16 protein-coding genes and 2 pseudogenes are annotated in these 23,034 nt (G+C 64.2%); 8 read left to right on the forward strand and 10 right to left on the reverse strand.

What is annotated here, in order from left to right:
- Positions 1–129: 129 nt before the first annotated feature.
- Positions 130–1,426, forward strand: a pseudogene (locus tag ACT53M_RS14670) (IS110 family RNA-guided transposase).
- A 214-nt stretch (positions 1,427–1,640) separates the two neighbouring features.
- Here ACT53M_RS14670 and ACT53M_RS14675 read toward each other — a convergent pair.
- The 4 genes and pseudogenes from ACT53M_RS14675 to ACT53M_RS14690 all read right to left on the reverse strand — a co-directional run.
- Positions 1,641–2,449: pseudogene (locus ACT53M_RS14675) on the reverse strand (IS3 family transposase); the annotation flags it as partial.
- 224 nt (positions 2,450–2,673) lie between these two features.
- On the reverse strand, positions 2,674–3,024 hold the full coding sequence (locus tag ACT53M_RS14680; protein ID WP_476234508.1) for a DNA -binding domain-containing protein: 351 nt from the start codon (positions 3,022–3,024) through the stop codon (positions 2,674–2,676).
- Entirely contained in the window at positions 2,991–3,428 is a 438-nt protein-coding gene (locus tag ACT53M_RS14685; RefSeq protein ID WP_476234252.1) for an Lrp/AsnC family transcriptional regulator, read from the reverse strand. Before ACT53M_RS14685 ends, ACT53M_RS14680 begins: the two co-directional genes overlap by 34 nt.
- Positions 3,425–4,429 carry a cyanophycinase gene (locus ACT53M_RS14690; protein ID WP_476234253.1) on the reverse strand — a complete coding sequence of 335 codons (1,005 nt, stop codon included), beginning with the start codon at positions 4,427–4,429 and terminating at the stop codon, positions 3,425–3,427. The genes ACT53M_RS14685 and ACT53M_RS14690 overlap by 4 nt, the downstream gene beginning before the upstream one ends.
- Before the next feature lie 74 nt (positions 4,430–4,503).
- Here ACT53M_RS14690 and ACT53M_RS14695 point away from each other — a divergent pair, with 74 nt between their 5' ends.
- Complete coding sequence (locus ACT53M_RS14695; protein WP_476234255.1) at positions 4,504–7,341, forward strand: TonB-dependent receptor plug domain-containing protein; 2,838 nt, start codon at positions 4,504–4,506, stop codon at positions 7,339–7,341.
- Positions 7,341–8,642 carry a M20/M25/M40 family metallo-hydrolase gene (locus ACT53M_RS14700; protein WP_476234509.1) on the forward strand — a complete coding sequence of 434 codons (1,302 nt, stop codon included), beginning with the start codon at positions 7,341–7,343 and terminating at the stop codon, positions 8,640–8,642. The genes ACT53M_RS14695 and ACT53M_RS14700 overlap by 1 nt, the downstream gene beginning before the upstream one ends.
- Positions 8,643–8,739: 97 nt before the next feature.
- Here ACT53M_RS14700 and ACT53M_RS14705 read toward each other — a convergent pair whose 3' ends face one another.
- The 3 genes from ACT53M_RS14705 to ACT53M_RS14715 form a co-directional block, all read right to left on the reverse strand.
- Positions 8,740–11,022, reverse strand: coding sequence for a Hint domain-containing protein (locus tag ACT53M_RS14705; protein ID WP_476234256.1), 2,283 nt, complete (start codon positions 11,020–11,022; stop codon positions 8,740–8,742).
- 72 nt (positions 11,023–11,094) lie between these two features.
- Positions 11,095–13,491, reverse strand: coding sequence for a hypothetical protein (locus ACT53M_RS14710; RefSeq protein ID WP_476234258.1), 2,397 nt, complete (start codon positions 13,489–13,491; stop codon positions 11,095–11,097).
- Between the two features lie 738 nt (positions 13,492–14,229).
- Positions 14,230–14,508 (reverse strand): hypothetical protein, encoded by a 279-nt coding sequence (locus ACT53M_RS14715; protein WP_476234260.1) that lies wholly within the window; start codon positions 14,506–14,508, stop codon positions 14,230–14,232.
- On the opposite strand from ACT53M_RS14715, the gene ACT53M_RS14720 reads away from it, so the two are divergent.
- From ACT53M_RS14720 to ACT53M_RS14740, 5 genes are all read left to right on the forward strand, one after another.
- Positions 14,509–15,351: an iron-containing redox enzyme family protein gene (locus tag ACT53M_RS14720; protein ID WP_476234262.1), complete on the forward strand. Its 843-nt coding sequence runs from the start codon at positions 14,509–14,511 to the stop codon at positions 15,349–15,351. It begins immediately after the preceding gene.
- Positions 15,352–15,394: 43 nt separating this feature from the next.
- The gene (locus ACT53M_RS14725) at positions 15,395–16,336 is read left to right on the forward strand and encodes a thiaminase II/PqqC family protein (protein WP_476234264.1); all 942 of its coding nucleotides are present in this window, start codon (positions 15,395–15,397) and stop codon (positions 16,334–16,336) included.
- 3 nt (positions 16,337–16,339) lie between these two features.
- Positions 16,340–17,803 (forward strand): hypothetical protein, encoded by a 1,464-nt coding sequence (locus ACT53M_RS14730; RefSeq protein ID WP_476234265.1) that lies wholly within the window; start codon positions 16,340–16,342, stop codon positions 17,801–17,803.
- Positions 17,800–19,035 (forward strand): aminotransferase class III-fold pyridoxal phosphate-dependent enzyme, encoded by a 1,236-nt coding sequence (locus tag ACT53M_RS14735; RefSeq protein ID WP_476234267.1) that lies wholly within the window; start codon positions 17,800–17,802, stop codon positions 19,033–19,035. Before ACT53M_RS14730 ends, ACT53M_RS14735 begins: the two co-directional genes overlap by 4 nt.
- 172 nt (positions 19,036–19,207) lie before the next feature.
- Positions 19,208–19,525 (forward strand): DUF3761 domain-containing protein, encoded by a 318-nt coding sequence (locus ACT53M_RS14740; RefSeq protein ID WP_476234268.1) that lies wholly within the window; start codon positions 19,208–19,210, stop codon positions 19,523–19,525.
- An 11-nt stretch (positions 19,526–19,536) separates the two neighbouring features.
- Here the strand turns inward: ACT53M_RS14740 and ACT53M_RS14745 are convergent, their stop codons facing one another.
- The 3 genes from ACT53M_RS14745 to ACT53M_RS14755 all read right to left on the reverse strand — a co-directional run bounded on the left by ACT53M_RS14745 (position 19,537) and on the right by ACT53M_RS14755 (position 23,014).
- Complete coding sequence (locus ACT53M_RS14745; protein WP_476234270.1) at positions 19,537–20,562, reverse strand: S1/P1 nuclease; 1,026 nt, start codon at positions 20,560–20,562, stop codon at positions 19,537–19,539.
- A gap of 220 nt (positions 20,563–20,782) precedes the next feature.
- Positions 20,783–20,986, reverse strand: a complete 204-nt coding sequence (locus ACT53M_RS14750; protein ID WP_476234271.1) for a hypothetical protein — start codon at positions 20,984–20,986, stop codon at positions 20,783–20,785.
- A 339-nt stretch (positions 20,987–21,325) separates the two neighbouring features.
- Positions 21,326–23,014 carry an acyl-CoA dehydrogenase family protein gene (locus tag ACT53M_RS14755; RefSeq protein ID WP_476234273.1) on the reverse strand — a complete coding sequence of 563 codons (1,689 nt, stop codon included), beginning with the start codon at positions 23,012–23,014 and terminating at the stop codon, positions 21,326–21,328.
- Between the last annotated feature and the right edge of the window lie 20 nt (positions 23,015–23,034).

Here is a 23,034-nt window from a genome sequence, read left to right on the forward strand (position 1 = left end):
GGGAGCCGCTATGGCCCTGATGAAGACAAGGCCGCGTAGCGGCCGCAGGCTTCATCAGAGCAAGCCATGGCCGGCCGGCAGGTATCTAAAGTGAGGTTGTCGAGACAACACTTTGGAGGCCGACCGACCATGACCAAGCTCACCTCTACGCCTGCTGGCGCCGTGCTGGTAGCCATCGACATGTCCAAGAACCGGCAGGAGGTCCTCATCGAGCGACCGGAAGGCGGCCGGCGTCGGCGGATGACCGTCAGGGCGACCAGGCAGGACTATGACGGCTTTGCCGAGCAACTCGCTGCCATCGGTCGCCCCATCATCGTAGGATTCGAGGCGACGGGTAATTACCATCGCACGTTGGCACATCGGCTGCTGATGGCGGGGTTAGAGCTGCGCCTTATCTCGTCGGTCGCCCTCGCCCGAACGCGCGAGGCGCTGCACAACGGCTGGGACAAGAACGACCCCAAGGACGCGCAGGTCATCCTGCACATGCTGCGGATCGGTGCGACACAGTGTTACGTCGATCCGCTGGTGGCCGGGATCAACGACCTGCAGGAGCTGTCGAAAACCCACGAGATGATCTCCAGGATGAAGACGCAGACCTGGCACCGGATCCTGACTCACTACCTGCCGCTGTACTTCCCCGAGATCGCCCGCTTCGCAGGCAACAGCCGGTCCGACTGGTTCCTCGCGCTCATCGAGCGGTTCCCGACGCCGGCTACTATCACGGCGCTGGACCGCGAGGCGTTCGCGGCCGCGGCGTGGCCGCTCATCGGCCGGAAGGTCTCCAAGGCGCGGCTCATCAACGACATTTACGAGACGGCGTCCGCCTCGGCGGCACTGCCGGTGCCGGAAGACTCCGCAGCCATCACCATGTTCCGCATGGTCATCGCGCAGGGCCGCAGTCTCATTCAGCAGCGCGACGAGATCGAGCGGCTGGCTCATACGCGGCTCGCCGATGATGTCGACTACCGGCTGCTGCGCAACATTCCGGGCATCGGTCCGATCAACGCACTGACCATCCTGGCCGAGGCTGGCGATCTGCGCCGCTTCAAGCATCATCGTCAGTTCCTGAAGTTCTGCGGTCTCGATCTCGCAACGTGTCAGTCAGGCACGTTCCGCGGCCGCACCAAGCTGTCCAAGTACGGCAACGCGCGCCTGCGCCGGACCTTCTGGATGGCTGCTCAGGTCGCCGCGCGTCAGCGCGACAACAGCTTCCGCGACAAGCTCGGACGGTACACTGCCGGGCACGCGGACGACGCCGACCGTCGCCGCAAGGCGATGACGGCGCTCACCGCCAAGATGGCGCGTGTGGCTCACGCCGTCGTCAAGACGGGGACAGAGTACCGGCCGTTCCTCGAACGGTCGGATGCCAGGTGGAAGGACCCCTCTCTGCAAGTGCCGTGAGGGCGCTCGTCGAGCGACCCTGTAGATAATGTTCGGGCCTTCCACCTGGGTGCGTATCTCGTTTTAAGGATGGTGGGGACCACGGCCGCTTCGGCGCTGCTGGATCCTGTGTTTGCTATGGCAGGGAGCGATCCCGTTGACGGTGGGAGCCATCTGGCTCAGATTGCATGCCGCGCCGATGGTTGTCGGCGCATGGATATCTGCTGGCCAAAACCCGGCGCTGCTTCCTGACATAGGACGTTGTCGCTGACCACCATGCACGGCAGCCCGCGACGTTCGGCGATGGCGCTCAGTTCACGAACGACCCGCCGGCCCGACAGCGACGTATCGACGATACAGGCCAGGCATTCCCGGCTGTAATCGTCGATGACGTTCAGCATGCGGAACCGCCGGCCGCAGGCCAATGCGTCCGACACGAAGTCGAGCGACCAGCGCTGATTGGGTTCCTGCGGAATCGCCATCGGTGCCCGCGTGCCGAGCGCCCGCTTGCGGCCGCCACGCTTGCGCACCGTCAGCCGCTCCTCGCGATACAGCCGGTACACCTTCTTCAGGTTCATGCCCTTGCCCTCACGTCGCAGCAGGATCGCCAGCCGTCGGTAGCCGAACCGTCGACGCTCGTTCGCAATCTCGCGCAGCCGCTCGCGGACAGCATCGTCCTTCCCGCGAAGCGGCTCATATTGCCACGCCGACCGATTGACCCCGGCCAGCCTGCAGGCGCGACGCTCGGAGAAACCGTGATCGGCCATCAGCTTCTCCACCGCAGCGTAGCGTTCCACAGACCGCGTCAGTTTTTTCCCAACAGATCCTTCAACGCCGACACGTCGAGCATCGACTCCGCCAGCAGCTTCTTCAGCCGACGGTTCTCGTCCTCCAGCGCCCGCAACCGCGCGGCGTCGGAAACCGTCAGGCCACCATATTTCGACTTCCAGGTGTAAAACGTCGCATCGCTGATCCCATGCTTCCGGCACAGGTCGGCGGTCTTCACGCCAGCCTCATGCTCCCGCAGCACACCAATGATCTGATCCTCGGTAAATCGGCTCCGCCGCATCACTCGTCTCCATCTGACGAGCTAACTTACCAATGGCATGATTTCTGGGGAGCAGGTCAAGCGTCCCGAGGCAACGCTGGAACAACTTGGCACCATGTTCGACTACACTGCCTGCGGGACGTTGCTGCAAGAGGCGATGCCTTGACGGAGCACGACAAAGGCGACACTGACCGAGACGCGGGTACGCTTGAAAGAATAACTCCGAGCCTATTTGCCGCCCGCCCTCAACGCGGGCGGTGGAGCAGACGGCGATAGCCCCCGCTCGCCATGGTCCGGGCATCGCGCACCAGACGGCGGACGCGAGACCGCAGCGAATCGCCGGCTTCGCGCCAGTCGAGCAGGATGCGCTCCTCGCCGAACAGCGCGACGCCGATTTCGCGCTGGCTGGCCCCCGCAGCGAGCGCGTCGTGGACGCGTAGCACCGTCAGCCAGCGGTCGATGCGCGGATCGTGCGGGAACAGCGAGCGCGCGAAGCAGCCGCGTCGACAAAGCTCGAGGAAACGCCGGAGCGGCAGGATCCCGGCCTCGGCCGAGGCGCCCCCTACCGCTGTAACTTGGTCGCGAGAATGACCGATGAAGTTGTCCGCTCGACGCCTTCCAAAGCGCCGATGGCATCGAGCAGGTCGTTCAACTGGCCTACGGACTGGGCCTCCAGCATCGCGATCAGGTCATATTCACCCGAGATCGCGTGGAGCGCCGCCACCGCCGGCATCGTTGCCAGCTGGTCCTGCGTCGCTTGCGTAGCCTTGGGATAGACCTTGATCATCACATGGGCGCGGATCAGGCTGCGGTCATAGCTGTCGCCCAGCCGAACGGTATAGCCGGCGATGGTACCCTGACGCTCAAGGCGTTCGATGCTGCTGTACACCGCAGTGCGCGATATGCCGAGCAGATGGGCTAGTTCGGAAACGTTGCGGCGCGCATCGGCGCGCAGCAGCGCCAGCAACTGCTGGTCGATCTCCTCTGCCCGCGCCGTCATCCCGGCTTCGGCGCGTCGATGAGCCTGCCCGCGACAACCCGGGCGACGCCCGTGAACGCCGGGCGGGTAACCCGCAAGGTGTTGAGATCGATCCGCCCCTCCGGGCCGATGCCGGTGATCCGTACCCCGCTCCAGTCCAGCGGCGTCCCCGGGCTGAGCGACGCGGTGCCTTCCGGCTGCACCAGCCAGGCATGACCGCCCGGCGGCGTGTGCAGCCGCGCCGTCCCGTCCGCCTCGACACACAGGGCCGCGCCCTCGTCGATGCCGAGGCCGATCGCCTGCGGATCCGTCTGCCTGGCCTTGGCGACGAAGGCGATCAGTCGCCCCAGCCGGTCGCGCACCTTGAAATGGGTGTCGGTAACGATATGCGCCATGCGCGGCAGATGCAGGAAGCCGGTGACCAGTGTCACTGCGGGCCCGGCCGGATCGGCGAGCGCCACCGGGCTTTCGATGCTGCCGCCGTCCATTGCGCCATAGGCGGTGCCGCCCAGGATCGCGAGCCCCGCGCTGGTCCCGCCGAGCGGGCGCCCGGCGCGAACATGCGCGTCGAGCGCGCGGGCCACGGGACTGTCCTTCCAGTAGCGGACATAATTGGCCTGGTCGCCGCCAGCCAGGAAGATGCCGTCGGCATGACGCAGGATTGCGAGCACGCGCGGATCGCTCGACGCGCTGCGATCGCGGAAGACAATCGTTTCGACCGAGGCCACGCCGCCGACCTGGCGGTAGATCTCTTCGCCCGCCTGGCCCTCTCCCGATGCGCGCAGCACGACGATATGGCCATGTCCGGCATGCGCGGCGAACCAGCGAAACGCGGAATAGTCCCAGTCGCCGCCGCCCACCAGCATCAGCGCCGGCGCGGTGGGCGCCGTGCGCTTAGCCTGCGTGTCGCCGACGACATAATAGCTATAGGCAGGCCCGGGGCGCGAAAGCGCGCGCTCCCCGAACGTGAGCAGCGAGAGCAGCGCCAAGGCGCAGGCGACCAGTGGCTTCCTTGCCGTCACCCTGTGCAAATCGTGCCCCACAAGCCATCAGATTGCATTTTTGTTATTCCACTTTGGCGATTTCCAGTATCAATATGTCACATTCTCTCGGGGGGGTCGAGTTCATGCAACAGCGGCGGGCAGCGATTTTTCTGGCGGGATGCAGCCTTTGGGTGCTTCCTGCGGCGGCGTTTGCGCAGACGGTGCCCTCAGCACCGCAAAGCGATGCGAGCGCCCCAGAGATCGTCGTACTCGGCTCGCGGATCCCGCGCATTCAGAAGGAAGGCCCTGCACCGGTGACGACGATCACCGCCGACGACATCCTGCGCAACGGCTATCAGAGCGTGCCCGATGTACTGCGCGCGATCACCCAGAATGGCGGCGAGACGCAGAGCCAGCAGAGCTTCGCCGGCGCCGACTTCACCCCCGGCGCCCAGCAGGTCGATCTGCGCGGGCTGGGCCCCAATCACACGCTGGTGCTGGTGAACGGTCGCCGGATCGCCGACTTCCCCCTGCCCTTCAACGGCAACAGCAACTTCACCGACATCTCGAATATTCCCGTAGGCCTGATCGAGCGGATCGAGGTGCTGAGCGGCAGCGCCTCGGCCATCTATGGCTCGGATGCGATTTCGGGCGTCGTCAATTTCCAGCTCAAGTCGAAGCCGGACGGCACCCGGATCGACTATCGCTTCGGCGATACCGAACATGGCGGCGGATCGTCGCACCGGCTGAGCGTCACCACCGGCTGGGAGACGGGCGGCTTTCACGGCGTGGTCGGCGTCGAACTGCTCGATCAGCGGCCGCTCTGGCAATATCAGCGGCGCAATCAGGATTCGACCGCCGACGATCCTACCGGCCCGGCGCTCGCCCGGCGCACCTTCCTGCGCGCCGACGAATATCTCTACTATATCAACCCCGGCAAGGCGACGTGCGACGCACTTTCCTCACTCAACGGCGGCTCGACCTATTATGCCTCGCGTCCCCGCCGCGACACGATCAGCGGCGACGGCTATTTCTGCGGCAGCAACACCTCGGTTGCCTATGGGACGATGATTTCGGAGCGCCAGTCGATCAGCGGCTATGGCGCGCTCGGCTACACGTTGAGCGACCATGCCGAACTGTTCCTCGACGTGCAGGTGAGCCGATCGAACCTCAAGCTGTTCCGCGACGTGCTGAGCTGGAACTATATCGCGCCGAACGGCAATGAAGAGGGCACCTTCTACAACCCCAAATATCTGTCACCCGGCCAGACCGACAGCGGCGCCCAGCTCGACAACTGGACCCGCCAGTTCACCCCCGAGGAAATGGGCGGACTGGACCAGGGGCTGACGCGCAACCGGTCGACCAGCTACAATGTCACGCCGGGCATCAAGGGCCGGTTCGCGGATAGCTGGAGCTACGAGGTCAACGTCAATCACGCCGAATACAGCGCGCGCGTCGCTTTCCCGCACGTCGTCATTTCCAAGGCGAACGACTTCTTCCTCGGGCCGCAGGTGGGCGTTGACCCGTCCTCGGGCTATCCTGAGTTCGATGCCGATCCCGCCCGGCTGTACAAGCCACTTACCCCGGCGGAATATCGCTCGATTACCGCGACCTCGGTCTATCACCCGAAAAGCTGGGTCAACAATGTCGCCGCGACGGTGAGCACCACCGATCTGTTCCGGCTGCCCGGCGGCACGGCGGGCCTCGCGATCGCGGCCGAGGCAGGCAACCAGGGCTATGACCTGCGGCCGGATCCGCTGGCGCTGACCCAATATTATGTCGGCCTGATCGATTCGGATGGCAAGGGAACCCGCCGCCACTGGGGTCTGGGCGGCGAACTGCGCCTGCCTGCCCTGTCGTTCCTCGAAATCGACGCTGCCAGCCGCTACGATCATTATGCCTTTGCCGGCAACGGTTTCGGTCGCTTCACCTATAATCTCGGGGCGATCGCGCGGCCGACCAGCAAGCTGATGCTGCGCGCCGCCTATGGCACCGGCTTCCGCGCGCCCGACCTCAACTATGTGTTCCGCGGCCCCGGGAATACCCATCCTTCGGCCACGGACTATTATCTCTGCCGCACCGATCCCGGCCAGCCGAGCGACATCACCGATTGCAGCTATGCCGACGAAGGCATCGTCTCGCGTCGCACCGGCAACCGCAAGCTGCGCCCGGAAACCTCCACCTCGGTCAACGCCGGGGTGGTGTGGCAGCCCTCGCGCCATTTCGACGTCTCGGCCGATTATTTCCGCGTCGCGATGAAGAACCAGGTGCTCGACATGAACATCGACACGCTGCTGCGCGACGAGGCCGATTGCCGGATCGGCAAGACGGTGGCGGGCACTTCGGTCGACATCACCTCGCCCACCTGCGTCGATGCGCTCGCCCGCGTCCAGCGTTACGTCGGCGGCGCGCTCGACGGACAATTGCAAAGCGTCGCGATCAACCCGATCAACGTCGCCGAGGAAACAACCGACGGCATCGACATCGCTGCGCATGTCCGGGTGCCGACCGCGGCGCTAGGCAGCTTCGCGCTGAGCACCAGCTACACTTATGTGTTCACGCACCGTATCCGCCAGTATCCGGGCGATCCGGTGATCAGCAAGCTCGCCTATGACAGCGGCTACGACATCCCCCGCGACAAGGGCACCGCGAGCCTCACCTGGGATCTGGGCAAATTCTCGACCACCCTTACCGGCCAGCGGCTGGGCGAACTGCCCAACTATGCGGAAACGGGCAGGATCAAGGCGAGCTATCTGTTCAATCTTTCCGCACAGTATAGCATCACCGATCGCATCCGGCTGTCGGGGACGATCAACAACCTGTTCGATCAGGACCCGATCAAGGACCGCACCTACGGCTCCTACCCCTATTACGACATCTCTTGGTTCGACGGGGTCGGGCGCAGCTTCTACGTGCAACTCACCTACAAGCTCGGCGGGGCGCGGCTGTGATCGGGCGGGGTCTGCTGGGCGCCGCACTGGCGCTCGCGGCGATGCCGGCGGACGCGCAGCGCCTTTCCTCCCCTGAGGCGGTGATCGTCCGTACAGTCGATGCCGAATATGAACGCTCGGTATCGCTGCTCCAGCGGCTGGTGGATCAGAACAGCGGCACGCTCAACCTCGAAGGCGTGACCAGAATAGGCGCGATGATGTGCGCCGAGCTGGAGCCCCTCGGCTTCACGGTTCGCTGGAAACCGATAGCGGAAGTGCACCGCGCCGGCCATCTGATTGCCGAACATCGTGGCAGGCCGGGCGGCAAGCGCATCCTGTTGATCGGCCATCTTGATACCGTCTTCGAGCCGAGCTCGCCCTTCCAGAAATTCGTCCGCACTGGCGACAAGGCCGAGGGTCCGGGTGCGGGCGACGACAAGGGCGGCATGGTGGTGATCGTTGCCGCACTGCGCGCGATGCAGGCCGCCGGCACGCTCAAGAACGCGACTATCGAGATCGTGCTGACCGGCGACGAGGAAGATGCCGGCACCCCGCAAACGCTGTCCCGCGCCGACCTGATCGCCGCTAGCAAGCGCGCGGATGTGGCACTCGATTTCGAGGGACTGGTGATCGAGGATGGCCGCGACATGGGCTCTATCGCGCGCCGCTCGGTCACCGACTGGCGGATCACCGCGAGCGGAAAGACCGGCCACAGCTCGTTGATTTTCACGCCCGAATTTGGCGATGGCGCAACCAACGAACTGGTACGAATCCTCGCGCGCTTCCGCCAGGAACTCCCCGAGCCCAATCTCACCTTCAATGCGGGCATCGTCGCCGGCGGCGCGCGTGCGCAGATCGACGATAGCGGCGTGGCGACGGCCGCAGGCAAGACGAACATCATTCCGGCAACGGCGATCGCCGCCGGCGACTTCCGAACGCTCAGTGTCGAGCAGACCGCGCGGGTACGGGCAAAAATGGAAGCGATCGTTGCCGCCCATGCGCCCGGCACCGACGCGAGGATCGAGTTCGGCGAAGGCTATCCCGCCATGGCGCCGACCGCGGGCAACAGGGCGCTGCTGGCGGCACTGAACGGCGTCAATCGCGATCTCGGTCTTGCAGAAATGCCCGCGCTCGATCCGCTGAAGCGCGGGGCCGGCGATATTTCGTTCGTGGCGCACGATGTCGACAGCCTGGCGGGGCTCGGTACCTACAGCACCGGCGACCATGCCCCGGGCGAGACGGTCGACCTTGCCAGCATCCGCCGCCAGGCCAAACGCGCTGCCATCCTCATCACCCGCCTGAGTGCCCTGCCCCGCAACTGACGGTTGATGCCGACCCGCACGGCATCGGCCGCGCGAGCGCGCTCCCGTGCACGGCCTGCGCGACGCGCCGGGCAAGGGCAAGAGCGGATGCGGGCGCTCAGCGTTTCGGCAGCAGCGCCTCTAGTCCCGTAAGCACCGGTTGCACCATTCCCGATCCGAGCGCGTCGGCATAGGCGGCAGCCGCTGTCGGCGTCCATAGGCCGCTGTTGCCGAGTTCGCGGGTCGCCACATCCTCGCTGATGATCCGCCAGTCGAACATTACGTTGCCAATTGCGTTGCCGAAGGCGTCTGTCATCGGCGCCGACTGGAAAACATGTCTCGCGTCGGGCGCACCGATCGGGACCTGGCCGACCAGCGTGGCGACGGGCGCGTCGTCGATTGCGACAGCGAAGGCGAGCTGCTCGAGCGCTTGATCCGGGCGCATCGCGACGTGCACGACCTGATCGAAATAGTGGTGGAAACGCGTGTTGGTCCGGCCGCGCCGATCCCACATGCGGGTGTCGAGCGTCGCTTCCCCGCCGCTGGCACGGAGCTCCAGACGGACCAGCGTGTCCGCCGGGATCGGCGTGGACGGCGTCAAGGCGAGATCGAAGATGGTGATCGACAAGACACTGCCGCCCAGGGTCTGACAGTCGCGCCAGCCGAGCACGACAGAGGCGGCGAGCCGCGCGCCGATCGTCGCCATTGCCGAATCGAACAATGTCGCGACTGCGCTCGCGGGGCCGGGCGGAAGCGCCGAAAGCGCAGCGAATATCCTCTCGATCCGCACCGCAACCGGCGAGGATGGCGGGGCCGGATGGGGAAATGCAGACGTAGCAGCGAGCGCGGCATCGAGTGCGCGCGTATAGAGCCCCGCCCCGAACTGCTGGATCGTGGCGACGACGTCTTCCGCGCGCGCCGTAATCAGGGGAGCGCCGCCAGCGAGCATCCCCTCGAACAGTGCGACCGCGGCGACGGCCCAGGCGTCGTCCGCACCGAAGACCGGGAATTCGGGCGCAACCAGATAGAAGACCCCGTCCTTCCCGGCCCAGAATTCCTGGGCTCCTCCGGGACTGAGGTTTACGTCGTACAGCGGCGTATCGTCTGTGTCCGGTGGCAAGGCGGCGACGCCCGTCACCTTGACCGCGCTCGCAGCCCCACCGCCGATCCGGCCGAGCACGGTCGCCTCCTCCGCAAGCGTGCCGATGCCTTCCGGCGCCAGGCTGGGTAGCTGCCAGCCCAGCCAAGCGGGATCGATGGCCAGCACTGCCGGTCTGGCCTCCCCGGCATTCTCGGGAGCGCCGTTCACGAACGGATGCGTTGCGGTGAAAACGGGGCCACCACCGTTCAGCCGGTAGAGCGTCCGCCCCGCCCGCGGCGGGCGCGGAATATAGCCGACCGTCGCGACGCCGCTGCGCGTCGCGATGATCTGCCCCGGGCGGAGATCGGCGAGGCGGATCGGGGTGCCGTCACCGGCCAGTATCTCGGTATCACCGGTGAAGCACGAGCCGGACGGCGGCTGGCGGAAGCGATTGCCCGGCTGACTGTTGGCAGTGAACTCATAGCAGTTGCCATTGGGCATCTGGGCGGGCATGCCGCCGCCGAAATTCGGCAGATAGGTCGTCTTCTGGATCCCTGCCGCGGCGACGTCGCGGATGTCGTTCTGGTCGACCGAAGGCTTGTTGCGCAGCTGCTCGGAATAGCGGCGCCAGGCATTGGCCTTCACAACATCCGGCAGCGGCAACCCGGCGGCGAACAGTTCGTTGGCGAGCGCGTCCACCTCCGCGTCCGAGGCGCCGAGGATCATATATTTGGCATATTGATTGAACACTTCCCAATCCGGGCTGGTCCATTGCCCCGCCTGATACCAGAGCTGGCGGCTCTGCACGTTCTGCAGCAACGCGTCGTGGAACTTGCGTTTGGCGGTTGCGGGATCGAGCCGGCGGACAATGTCGGAAATGGGAGGGAAGGTCGCGTTCAGCATGCCGGCATAGGCGCGCGTGCATCGGGTGCGAATGGCGTCGTTGCGGCTGGCAATATCGGCATTGATGCTGTCGACCAGCATCTGTCCACGGATCGACGACGCCATGTCGGCGATTGCCTGGCAGAGTACCGCGACCGAAAAGTCACTCCACCAATTGTCGTCGAGCCCCAGACTGTCGAGGAGTGGCAGCAGCGCCGACGCCTGATAGCCCGGATAGAAGATGCTCAGGAAGCTCGGCCCCGTTCCGATCAGCTGCGAGTAATTGCCTGGCAACCGGCCCATCAGCTTGTTTACGAACAGGCCGTGCAAGCGATCGCCCGTGCTGTAGTCGGGCAGCACGTTGATCAAGTCCTCGATCAGCGGATCGGGGTTGCCGAGCAGCGCCACCCGCGGGGTGGCGGGATTGAGCAATTGCATGTCGCGGCCTCCGCGCGAAAGTCGGGCAAGAAAAGCCGGCGCCGCCCGAGCTGGTCCGGCGCCGGCACTGCGTCAGGTGCGAGCGAAGCCCTTCTGCACCATCGGACCGTTGACGAAATCGGTAATGGGGTCCGGCGGTGGCGGCGGCGGATCGATCCAGTTCCAGATCAGCTGGACGAGCACCACGATAATGCCGACGGCGGCCACCGCCAGCCCGACCGGGCCGGCCCAGGCGACGCTGAACAGCTCCAGCCCGATAAAGACCAGATCGGCAAGGGCGAAGAAGGTGTTGAGCGCTTCGAAGACAATATCGCGGATGACGCCCGAGCGGATCGCATCCGCCAGCATGAAGGAGGACAGGACCAGCCCGACCACCGCCATTGCTGGTCCGATCCGTTTCGCCATGAACTCGGTTGCGTTTTCCCCGAAGATCGCGACGAAGGCCTTGCCCATCTTGCCTTCGGGGACGATCTTGCCGCCTTGCTTGAACCACGTTGCAATGTCGCCCGCGAAGGTTCGAAAGGCGCCACCCTGACCAGCGCGCGAGAAATTCTCGAGGAAGCGGCCGACGCCCAGCGAAAACATCTTCTGGGCACCTTTGACCAGCAAGGCCATCGCGAGAATGCCCATACTGACGTCCGCGACAATCTGCCGCGGCGTCAAGGGCTTTTCCGCACTGTCGGCGATGGAGTAGATCAGGAAGGCGGCGCTGGCGCCATAGAACATGGTCTGGAGGATCCCGCCAACCTTGCCCTTGCGCGACAGGTCTGACCAGGCCTGGTACTGCTGCCCTTGCAGCTGATCGCCAACCAGCCTTTGCAACTCGCCATCCTGGGCCAGCTGCTGCAACGGTCTGGTGCCATGCTTGTTCTGCCAGATGGTGATCGCGTCGGCGATGCCGGTCACCAGCGACTGGATATGATCGGCCGTCTGGATCAGCGTGCGGATCTGCTCCTGAATCTCCTCGGCTGCCTGGCGCTGCGCTTCGTCCATGACAGTCGGGTCGGTCGTGCCATCACGGGCGTTTTGCAGCGTCGCCTCAAGAAAGGGTCGCAGATCCTCAGACCATTGCGACTTCGCATAATTGACCCCGAGAAGCGCCGCATAGGCGATCGTGAGGAAGCGCTCGCCGAAATCGCGATTGGGCGCCAGCACCTGCAACTTGACATACCATTCGTACATGCGCTGCCGGACATTGTCGAACATCTTGCTTGCGACCTGGATTTGCCAGGTCTGAATGCGCTCGGGCGCGCTCAGCCAGTTAAAATAGGCCTCGGCCCAGCGCTCGGGATCATCCTTGAGGAAGGGCTGCATCGCCGGGACACCGTTGCGATACCCCTCGATGTAGAGTGCACCGCTGACGTCCTGGTAGCTCGGGCCTTCTTTGGTCGTCTTGCCCATTTCCTCCCACGCGGCCTTCAGCGCATCGGGCTTAATCCGCTTGATCAAGTCCTTGTAATGTTCATCGCGGGCGAAATTGTCATAGAGCATCTGTCCGGTGCTCAGCACCGAGTTGGACGAGAAGAACTGCTTCTTCTCGTCGAAGACCCGCTGAACGCCATCGGGCACGGAGAAGCCATGGCCGTAAATGCCTTCGATCCATTTCGGCTCGAGGCCGTTCGCGAGGCAGCGGCTGAAATAGCCGCCGCACGTCGTCTGCGCGTAATCGACCGTGATTTGCTTGCCGTCTTCGCCGGTGACGATCTGGATCGAGGAGATATTGTCCAGCTCCTGCAGGCGGGTAGGGTCCGGTTCGGCTGCAACCGCCGAGCGAATGACCCGGCGCGCCACTGCTGTCGCAGCAAAGAGCGGCGCTCGCTGCGCCAGCTGGGCTGGGGCAAGCGAACCGCGCCATTGGAACGGCGTATCCGCGTCATCGGCATAGGTACCGAGGAACGAGTGACTACCGGAGGAGAGCACGATCAGAAACTGGTTCTGCGCGAAGGGCGGGTTGAGGAAATCGGGCGGCATTTCGAGCGTCGTCTCGCCCTTGCGCCGATCGACGCTGGTTACCCGCACGCGATCGCTGACATCGGTGGTGCCGAGAAAATAGAGGACCTGCAGCTCGCCATCGTGCCATTCGGTCTTGATGATAAAATTGTCCCAATCGACCCAGGGTGCGGTGGGCTGGTCGGCTGGCTGGCGCTGCGTGTGGTACACCGACTCGATCGCGGCCCCGCGGATCGAGACCGGATCGGAAGTGCCGGTCGACATCGAACCGACAAAGCCGTGCCCGCATTCGGTGAGATCGAGGCGCGCGCTAAAACTTCCATCGCTCTGCCGGCCGCGTAGCACGAGCGCGTGGCTCGCCCCCTGGTAGCCGATCGCGTCGATCAACTCGCCGCCGAGCGTCGCGCCCTCGCTGGTGACTACGAGTTGCTGAAAAGGACGCCATGTATCCCCGTCCAGCTGCTCGACTGCATAGACGCGTCGATGGGCTGCACGGCAATCCACCAAATCGTGTTTCACCACTGCCAGTTTCATTGCCCGTCCCTCCAAAAAGCAAGTTCAGCAGATTTCAGAAGAAAAAAACTTCCGAATGCCCCACGCATTAGTAAAATATGCAAATTATAATGAAAAACTAATACATTAATCACTAGCATAGCCAATGATTTTAGACCGATTCGGAGAAATCATACAATCGCCGCCTCACCTCAACAATAATACATCTCACGAACAATTGATATAGATGTCAGCGATAATCCAACCATAAACGCGACACCTTGCCCGCGATCACAGCGCGGGCGCTTGCAATCTTCACTGCGCCTGAACCGCACAGCCACCGTCTCCCGCCGAACCGGCTTCGGAGAAAAAGCGCCACCCGACTCGCGGTCGACGACAATGCGCTGGACCGGCAGCCTCTCCGTCGAAACTAGCCCTGTCCGACACTGCTGCGAACGCCGGACCGCGCCCCGTCTCCGGAAGCACGAAGCCAGCGGGAAACGCCCAGCCATTTGCCACACAAAGCTTCAAATACGCGCCAATTCAAAAGAATGCACATAAACACATGTGAAATTGCCCCGCCCCGGCAAAATAGCCCAGCAAACGACGAAATCACGAAATAAATCTCAACCGAATTGGCGGCAACCTCCTTGCCAACTATCAAGCCTCATGAGAGGATAACCATGTTGACTATCCAAGACATAGGAGAACACCATGTCGGAAAGCAAATCCCCCGCAAAAATCGTCGAAGTTCACTCCGATGACTCAATAAAGGCCGCCAAGGACGCCCATCGCGCAGACCTTTTCGTCAAAACAGGCCTGACGGGTAATCGCCGCTTCCTCGTCAGCGTCGAGCACGAGGGTGCAAAGCCGACGCTGATCGCGCTTCACCTGTAAGCGATGTCGGAAGTGGCCCATATGATCCGCCCTCGCTTTCGAGGGCGGATCATTGCCGAAGCCGACGCGATTCTCGTTGATGGCGACGGGCGCAAGTTCGCCGCCGGAGACATCAGTGCGCCTGGTCTGGTCGAATTGATCGGCCAAATGGACGGCAAGCTTTCGATCGAAGAGCTTGAGACACGTCTCGCACCGGGGCTCAGTTCGCTTTGCGGCGCTATTGTCGCCGAGCTCGACGACGCCGACCTGATCGACGACAGCGCGACACCGGACGTTATCCCGGCGCTGGAGTTCCTGATCGAGCTCGAAGAGCTCGTAGATCGCCTCAGCGCCTCGATGATAGACCACAATCCTTTCTGGCAGGCCTGCCTTGGTGCGCGTGGTCCGGGCGATATGCCGTTGAACGTCGTGCACGGAATGGTGATCGAGAACTGGCAGTTCCTCGTGCGCGAGAGCTATTTCGACGCGCCCGTCCTGTCGTACGTGCCCAATCGCTCGGTACGCCTCGCGCTGAACGCGTTTTTCGCCGAAGAATATGGCCATGACGAGATACTGCTTCGCGCGCTCGAGACGCTTGGCCTGACCCGAGCAGATCTCGCCGACTCCATTCCGCTGCCGCAAACGCTCGGCCTCTGCAATGCGCTGGCCTTCTGGTCGCTGACCGACCCGCTCTTCTTCTTCACGACACTCGGTCTGCTCGAAGGTCAGGGAATGAAAACCGACTCCTTCATCGACGCCTGCGAGCGCATGAAGATCGACCCGGCGTTCGTACATCCGCTCCGCCTTCATTCGAACATCAACATCGATGCCGATCATGGCAGCCTGACCCGGACCATTTTCGCGAGCCTGGGCTTTGTGGACCGTGCAACCCGCCAGCGGCTACGCGCCCAAACGCATCTGTTCGTCGAACTCTATGACGCTTTCTATCGCGGCGTATGGGACCATTATTCGCGTGCGCCCGCGCTTCTGCGGCGTGTGTCGGATCTCTAGCGTGGAGCGGGTCTCCCTTGTTGCCCCCCGCCTGCGGGCGTCGGTGCAGGTCGATCTGGCGCCGGATCACGCGGTCTTCCGTGGCGCGTCCGGGATCCACAAGCTGCGGTTTCCTGCCCACGGACGTCCGGCAATGGCGCGCCTGATCAGCGATCTTCGTCGCGGCGGCGCATCCATATCAGCGCTTTCCGAGGAACATGACGAGATCGACGAACTTGCCGGACTGCTCGAGCAGCTCGACAGTCTCCATCTGTTGACAGAAAGTGCGTTCGCGCTGCCCGAAGGCGTGATCTCCGGTGCGCAGCTGAACCGGGACGTTCGGCGCATGGTCCGCCGGCTACACGAGCGACTCGCATCCTCGCGGTTCCACAACGCATTGGTCGATGGAACCGCCACCCGCCGCCAACTCGTCGGCTACGCGCTCGAATATTACTGGCTTGTCCGCGCGGCCCCGGCGCTCGTCGCACCTTCTCTGGCAACCGCCACCAGCCCGGCAATGCGCGCAGCATTGCAGGCGTTTTTAGTGTCTGAACTCGATCATGACCGATTTCTCCTGAAGGCGCTTCGCGCCGTTGGCGTCGCTGCCAGTCTGGAAGGGCTCCAACCGCTTCCGACAACTTTCCAGATCTGCGCCTCGCTCGGCGCCTACGCACAGCAGCATCCCCTTAGCTTCCAGGCCGCCCTCTTCCTCTTCGAACAGCCCCAGCCCGCTTTCATCGAGGCGTTTGAGATGCGATGTGCAGCCCTCGGCCTGGCTGAGGATTTTTACCTGCCGCTCCGCCAGCACTCGGGGGTCAACGAGGACGCCGATCACGGAAGCATTTCGATGCAGCTCCTCGGGCTGGTGCCTGCGGTATCGGCAGAGGAGCGCGTCGTGGTCTTGCGCAATGTTTCGGTGCTGGCGGAGACCATGCTCCTGCAGGAGCACGAGATCCTGACCTATTATGGGGAGCCGTCGAACCGGTCCCCACGCGTGTTTGACTAGCCCATGGACGCTTGGGAAACCGCCAGATATCGTCGGCCGCGGCTGGCGCCCGATGTCGAGGTCCGCACATCGGGCGACTTCGTGGAGTTGCTGCGCGCGGGTGAATGCCGGACTATCGGCGTTGACTCCGCCGCTGCTGCGAGCGCGATTGCGTCGGATCTCGAAGCGCTGCGGGATCCCGCCGGCGAACCATGGACGCGGATTGGTGCGCAAGGCGAAGGTAGCTGGCGAACGCTCATCGAACATCTCGACGCCTGGGCATTTATTGATGATGCCGACGACGACCCGGCGCCCTGGCTGCATCGGTGGGATGGAGAAGCCGTGGAATGCGCCACCGCGGCAATTGCGCATGTCCGGCGGCTGACGGGTCGCGGTATGGACGACGTGGTCGCAGGGGCGGCGCAGGATTGGCTCGAGCGCATCGACCGCGACGGTGACGAGGCGCACGATGCCTGGCACGATGACAGGTTCCATCGCGCCGTGGCGCGCCTGAGCATGGCGCGCCTGCGGACCAGCCACCCCGCGGCGTTTGAGGTCGCGATACACGTTCTGCGCGAACTTGCCGGCATGCGTACGCGCGCGGTTTCGGCGCCGGCCCGCGGGATCGCTGGCTACTCGCTCGCCGAAATGCGCGCGCATGTGAGCGCAATCGCGACCCTGTTGGTGCGCAGCCTCGGGTCGGATGAGATGCGTCGCTGCCAGGCGACGCGCGCACACGCGCCGCTCTCGGGTACAGCCTTCGCCAAACTGACCGAACGATCGATGCGCAGCCATGCCGATACGCTGGGCAGCGGCGCCTTTGCGCAGGCATGGTCTAATCTCGCTGCCGCGGACGCACCGCTCGCGATTGGCTGCCACGTCGAGGAATATCATGTCACGCGGCGTTTCGTGGAGATGATCACGCCGCTGATGGCTGCGGACCTCGACGCCCCCTTGCGCGCCCTCATCTACCGCTATTTCGCGGAGGAAGTTGGCCACGAAAGCTTCGAACGCGCGACCTGTGCGGCCTTCGGAGTCGCGGGAGCGTCCCTGGATGCAGCGTGTCCGCTGCCACTGCACCTGATCTTTGTCGATGTCTTCACGATGCTCTCGCGGCGCGGACCCATCGGCTTCCTGGCCGCTGTCGCCATTACCGAGGGGATGCTCGGGGAGACCTCTCCGCTAAACGAGCGCGTCGACGCGCTGATGCCCGAGGATGCAGAGGTCCGTTCCATCTATCGCAAGCACGAAACCCTTAACCTTGGCCTCAATCACGCCAGCATTCCCCGCTTGGCCCTTGCGCTCATTCCGGCGATCGATGTTGCCGAGCAGCAGCAGGCCCTGGATGCCCTTGCCCTGGTCTTCGAACTAAACTTCAGGGCCTGGGAGGCGCTGTTGGACTTTTACGGAAGCCAGACGGAGCTCCGGTTGCCGCAAGCGTTCGATTCCGCGCTCGCTTGCCGACACAATGCACCCGTACTGGCGTGATCGACCGCACGAGAAAGATACTCGACCTTCACGCGCGCGTGATAAACCCTGGCTGGGCGGAAATTCTGGAAGCTGTTGGTCTGCCCGTCGATGGATTTCGCGCGCACGGAAGCTGGCTGAAACGAGACGACGGCACGGGCCTGCTCGACATGGTCGCAGGCTTTGGCGCTGCGGCTCTTGGCCATAATCCGCCGAGGCTGATCACCGCGCTGCAGGACGCTTTGGAGCTGGGGACACCCATGATCGCGCCGCTCAGTGTCATCCCCGAAGCGGGCGAGCTGGCCGCGCGGTTACTCGCGCTCGCCGGCGGCCATCTCACAAAAGTCCAGTTCGGCAGCACCGGTGCCGAGGCGATCGACACCGGTCTGAAATTGGCAGCCGCGCACACCGGGCGCCGCAGATTTCTACGGGTGCGCGGCGGTTTCCATGGTCTTTCGGTTGGCGCGACGGCGCTTGCCGGAGCAGACTGGTGGCGCGCGCCTTTCCCTGACATCTGGGTCGGCGCCGCAGAAATCGCAGCCGAGGATCTCGATGGCCTCGAAGCGCACCTCCAGTCCCGAGAGTTCGCTGCGCTCGTCCTCGAGATCGTCCCTGGCTCAGATGCGGGCGATGGCTGGTCGCGCGGCGCGCTGGAGCGTACCGCCGAACTTTGTCAAACCTTTGGTACCTTGCTCGTTATCGACGAGGTGCAGACGGGGCTGGGACGGACGGGCAGCTGGTTTGCGTTTCACGCCGGAGGCCCCGGTTTCCAACCCGATATCGTGTTAGTTTCCAAAGCGCTGACAGGGGGCATGGTGCCGCTATCCGCCGTCCTTATGTCGGAGGAAGTATTCGCCGCTACCTATGGTCGACCCGGCCGTGCCAAAATCCACGGAAGCACGTTCGCCGGCAATCGCCTTGCCATGACCTGCGGCCTGACGATGCTCGACATGATCAACGACGATGGACTCATCGATCGCGCCACAAGAATCGGGGAACGAATCATCGAGGGAATCGCGCGCATAAACCCGCAGCGCCCGGTCCGCGTCCATGGGCGAGGGTGTCTTCTCGCGATGGAAATGAGCCCAGATCCCCAAATCGCCAACGGCAAATGCGTGGACCTGATCCGAAGCGGCATATTGGTGACGGGCGTGGCGCACGCGCCGTGCTCGATCCGCGTGACGCCTCCCCTCAACCTGTCGGATGAGGATACGGATCTCTTTGTCGAATCGGTCGCGGCGGTGCTCGCCTGAGACGGGCAATTCGACATTCCCCCGGTGCAACCCTCGCCAGGCGGCCACCGAGAGGGAATGGAGCGCGGTTTCCACCGTAATTGCTTCCGAACCGGTGGTATCGCCCGGTCCCGCCGCTGTCCGCCGCGCTGCCTCGCCGCTAGGGTCGATGGCATAAAGGGAGGCTTGCCACATGCCATCGCGTCTATTGCGCCGCACCGGCGCCGTGCTTGCGCTGCTACCGCTGCTTACCGCGCCGCCTGTACTGGCGCGCGGACAACACGCGCGGCACGATTCTGCGCGCCCGGGCCATGCCTCGCACCATCATGCCCCTGCGCGCTACGGCCGCGGCTATTATACCAATGTCGATGGCCGGCGGGTCCACCGTCCGGTCTATGCCCGCCATGCGCCGGGCGGCGCCACTGCCCGGTGCCGCGACGGCTCGTACAGCTTCAGCCTCCACCATAGCGGCACCTGCTCGCACCATGGTGGTGTCGCCCGCTGGCTGTGAAGCCGATCCGGTCACGGGCGCATGCAGCGGCGACGAAACGCCTTGCGCGGCTTGCCGTGCAACCCTTGGGCATCTGCCTCGGCCGAACAGGCAAGCGAACGCGCCGCGCGATCTGCATCCTCCCCGCCCATACCGGCGGGGGGCGGCGTTCCGCCGGCAGGCAGCGCTGCACCCGGCGCGCCCCCAAGGCTTGTATTGAGCATCCATGCCAGCCGGACGCCCGCGCGCTCGATCTGTATGGCAGCGATGTCACGGGCGCGCGCATCGTACCCCGGCGGAAGCGGGATCGGCGCGGCATTCGCGTCGCAACCTGCAGGCGCGCCGAACGTATAGACCGAGGACCGCGCGACGGCATTGGCTTCCATTGCCCAGTCGCGCGCACTGCCTGCCTGCCAGGCCGCCAGCTCGGCCGGCGTGATGCGTGCACGCAGCGTCGTCGCGAGCGTCTCGGCATCGGGGGCAAGTTCGCCGACCACGACGCTGTCCCAATAGCTGTGGAGATTGACCGTTCGCGTGCCGCCCAGCGTCACACGCACACAATTGCCGCCGCGATCCTGATGATCGGAGGCATGGAGCGGCTGGTGCACGTCGCCGACAAAATGGAGCAGAAATTTGAGCGCGAAGCGCTGCTCTTCAGCCGAGGTAGCGGGGTCACGCAGCTCGGCGGCGAACTGCTCGATCTTGGCGACCACACAGTCCCCGGCCGGCCCGGCACTCGCCGGACCGGTTCGGGCGGGAAAGCCCGAACACGCCGCCTCAAGACTGCCGCCATCGATTTCGATATCGGCGAAATGCCAGCCCGCGGTGACGCGATGACCGTTGCGCCAGGCATCGGCCCAGGTCGCGCGCGACGCCATGTCCGCCGCGGTCAGCGGATCGGTATCGCCGGCAAGGATCGCGTCGACACACGCAAGGGCTGCCGGCGTGAGATAGCTGCGCGCGATCAGCGCAATCGCATGATGCCCCGCATTGCCCCAGGCAAAGGCAGGTACCGGTGCCAGAAGCGCGGGCAACAGGATCAAGGTCTGCCGTCGCATGTGCTCTTTCTGCCCGCGCCGCTTCATCAAGGAAAGCCCCGATGCCGCGATTATGGCCCGATCCCCGCGATGACGCGCCCGAACCTCGCTGGATCGCGATCATCACCGCGATCCTGATGGCACTGCCGCTGCTGGCTGCGCTCGCGGACTGGCTGGGGTAAAGTCGGCGCACCGGCGCGAGACGCCGCAGTCCGCGCCGGCGCTCAGCCGCGAGGCGATATCAGGGGCATTTGGTGAACTGGCCCTTTTTCGGGCCGCTGGCGACATGACACTTGCCCTTCGCGTCCTTGACGACGCCACCCGCCGCAGCAGCCGGTGTCGGTGGACATTTGATGAACTTGCCCTTGGCGTCGCGGCACGGCCCGGCAAATGCCGGGCTGGCGATCATCGCAAGAGCAACAAGGGCAGACGACAGACGAAACATGGCGGTGCTCCTTTTTTCGAGTCGCGTCGGCATTATGCCGCCACGCCGGTACCGTGCGAATACAACCCGTTCCTGTCGTTCACGCCGGCACGCCAACATGCCCGCTGAACGGAAACAGCGGCAAAGAACTTCGCTGCCTGTGCGACAAGGCCATGCTGGTCTGCAACCGCCCGCGCCGCGCATCGATGGCAGAAAGAGCCGAAATGGTCCAAAACGAAAGCAGGACAGGACCGCAGGCTGATCCGATCCGGTAAGCAGCCCAGCCTGGCGGAATTCGCTTCCTAGAACGAGGCAGGAAACCTGCGTCAGTCAGCGGAAACCTTGATGCACCGAACAATGTCATGACGAGATGAACTTCGACCCGTTCATTATGTGGCAACGCAGGCCCGATGCCTCCGGCACGATGCTGGATAGATAGTAATTGCCGATGTTTGCCTGACTAAACTGCGGACCTATATCGATCCCGTCCGAGGGATGGCCAGTCGCGAGTAGGCGTTCGGTCAGCCAGCCACATACCATGACGGACACCATCGTTAGGTACGGAGCGCTAGCGGCGAGCCGGTCTTCTATATTTGCCGCTAGCAGATGCGTCGTCAGCCGGTCGACCTGATCGACGAGTTCGATCACCATGGGATGGCGCGCCTCTCCTCGAACGTCTGCGATCAGCGCACGCATCGCCGCCCCGCCGTCGTTCATGAGCTTGCGCCCCACAAGATCCGCCGCCTGGATGCCGTTCGTGCCCTCATAAATCGGCGCGATCCGCGCATCGCGATAATGTTGCGCGGCACCGGTTTCCTCGATGAAACCCATGCCGCCATGAACCTGAATTCCAAGGCTCGTCACCTCGCAACCTACATCGCTAGCATGCGATTTCGCCAACGGCGTGAGCAGATCGAGCCGCTGCTGCGCACCTGCTTTGCCCAGATGGGTGCGATCGATCTCCGCCGCCGCGGCATAGACGAGCGCTCGAATGGCTTGGGTCTGCGCGGTCATTCGCATCAGCATCCGCCGGACATCGGGATGCTCGATGATCGGCACCGGCCCGCGCGCCGGATCGGCGGCAAGCGGCGACTGGACCCGTTCGGCAGCATAGGCCATGGCCCGCTGGGTCGCGCGCTCGGCGATCTCCACGCCCTGAAGACCAACGTTGAGGCGCGCATTGTTCATCATTGTGAACATCGCCCGCATGCCTCCGCCTTCGGCGCCGATCATCCAGCCATGGCAGTCGTCGCTATCGCCGAAGCTCATCACGCAGGTCGGTGAACTGTGGATGCCGAGCTTGTGCTCGATCGACACGCATCGCAGGTCGTTCCTGTCGCCATTCGGGCGCAGCTTCGGCACCAGGAACAGCGAAATGCCCTTTGTACCGGGCGGCGCGGAAGGGGTGCGCGCCAGCACCAGATGGATGATGTTGTCGGCGAGATCATGTTCCCCGAAGGTGATGAAGATCTTCGTTCCCTTGATCCGCCACTCGCCGCCGCTCGCCGGCGTCGCCATGGTGCGGATCGCCCCCACGTCCGAACCGGCCTGCGGCTCGGTGAGGTTCATCGTTCCGGTCCATTCGCCGGAGATCAGCTTCGGGAGATAGAAGGCTTGCAGGTCCGGTGCCCCATGCGCCACGATTGCTTCGATCGCACCGGCGGTGAGCATGGGGCAGAGGTTCAGCCCCATGTTGGCTGCGCCCAGACTCTCGGCCACCGCCAGACCGAGCACGGCGGGCAGGCCTTGCCCGCCAAATGCCTGCGGTGCCGAGATGCCGCCCCAACCGCCCTCCACATACGCGCGATACGCCTGCCGGAGTGCAAGGGGCATATGGACCACGCCATCGGACCAAAGCGGCGGCGTGGTGTCTCCGATGCGATTGGTTGGCGCCCAGACATCGGCGGCGAGCGCGCCCGCCCCTTCGAGAATGGCGTCGATCATGTCCCGGTCGAGGTGCGGGAATGCGCCATCGGCGAGGAAATCCCCGATCCCGGCGATATGGTCGAGGACAAGGCGTTGCTCGGAGAGCGGTGGTCGGAAGGTCATCGGGGTCTCTCGAAAGGGCG

Source organism: Sphingomonas sp. DMC6 (assembly GCF_056314225.1).

Bases quoted from the DNA above. Each gene is read 5' to 3' on its own strand.
- ACT53M_RS14685 (WP_476234252.1), bottom strand. From the start codon at position 3,428: ATGACGGCGCGGGCAGAGGAGATCGACCAGCAGTTGCTGGCGCTGCTG.
- ACT53M_RS14695 (WP_476234255.1), top strand. From the start codon at position 4,504: ATGTCACATTCTCTCGGGGGGGTCGAGTTCATGCAACAGCGGCGGGCA.
- ACT53M_RS14705 (WP_476234256.1), bottom strand. From the start codon at position 11,022: ATGCAATTGCTCAATCCCGCCACCCCGCGGGTGGCGCTGCTCGGCAAC.
- ACT53M_RS14720 (WP_476234262.1), top strand. From the start codon at position 14,509: ATGGACGGCAAGCTTTCGATCGAAGAGCTTGAGACACGTCTCGCACCG.
- ACT53M_RS14730 (WP_476234265.1), top strand. From the start codon at position 16,340: ATGGACGCTTGGGAAACCGCCAGATATCGTCGGCCGCGGCTGGCGCCC.
- ACT53M_RS14740 (WP_476234268.1), top strand. From the start codon at position 19,208: ATGCCATCGCGTCTATTGCGCCGCACCGGCGCCGTGCTTGCGCTGCTA.
- ACT53M_RS14745 (WP_476234270.1), bottom strand. From the start codon at position 20,562: ATGCGACGGCAGACCTTGATCCTGTTGCCCGCGCTTCTGGCACCGGTA.
- ACT53M_RS14750 (WP_476234271.1), bottom strand. From the start codon at position 20,986: ATGTTTCGTCTGTCGTCTGCCCTTGTTGCTCTTGCGATGATCGCCAGC.
- ACT53M_RS14755 (WP_476234273.1), bottom strand. From the start codon at position 23,014: ATGACCTTCCGACCACCGCTCTCCGAGCAACGCCTTGTCCTCGACCAT.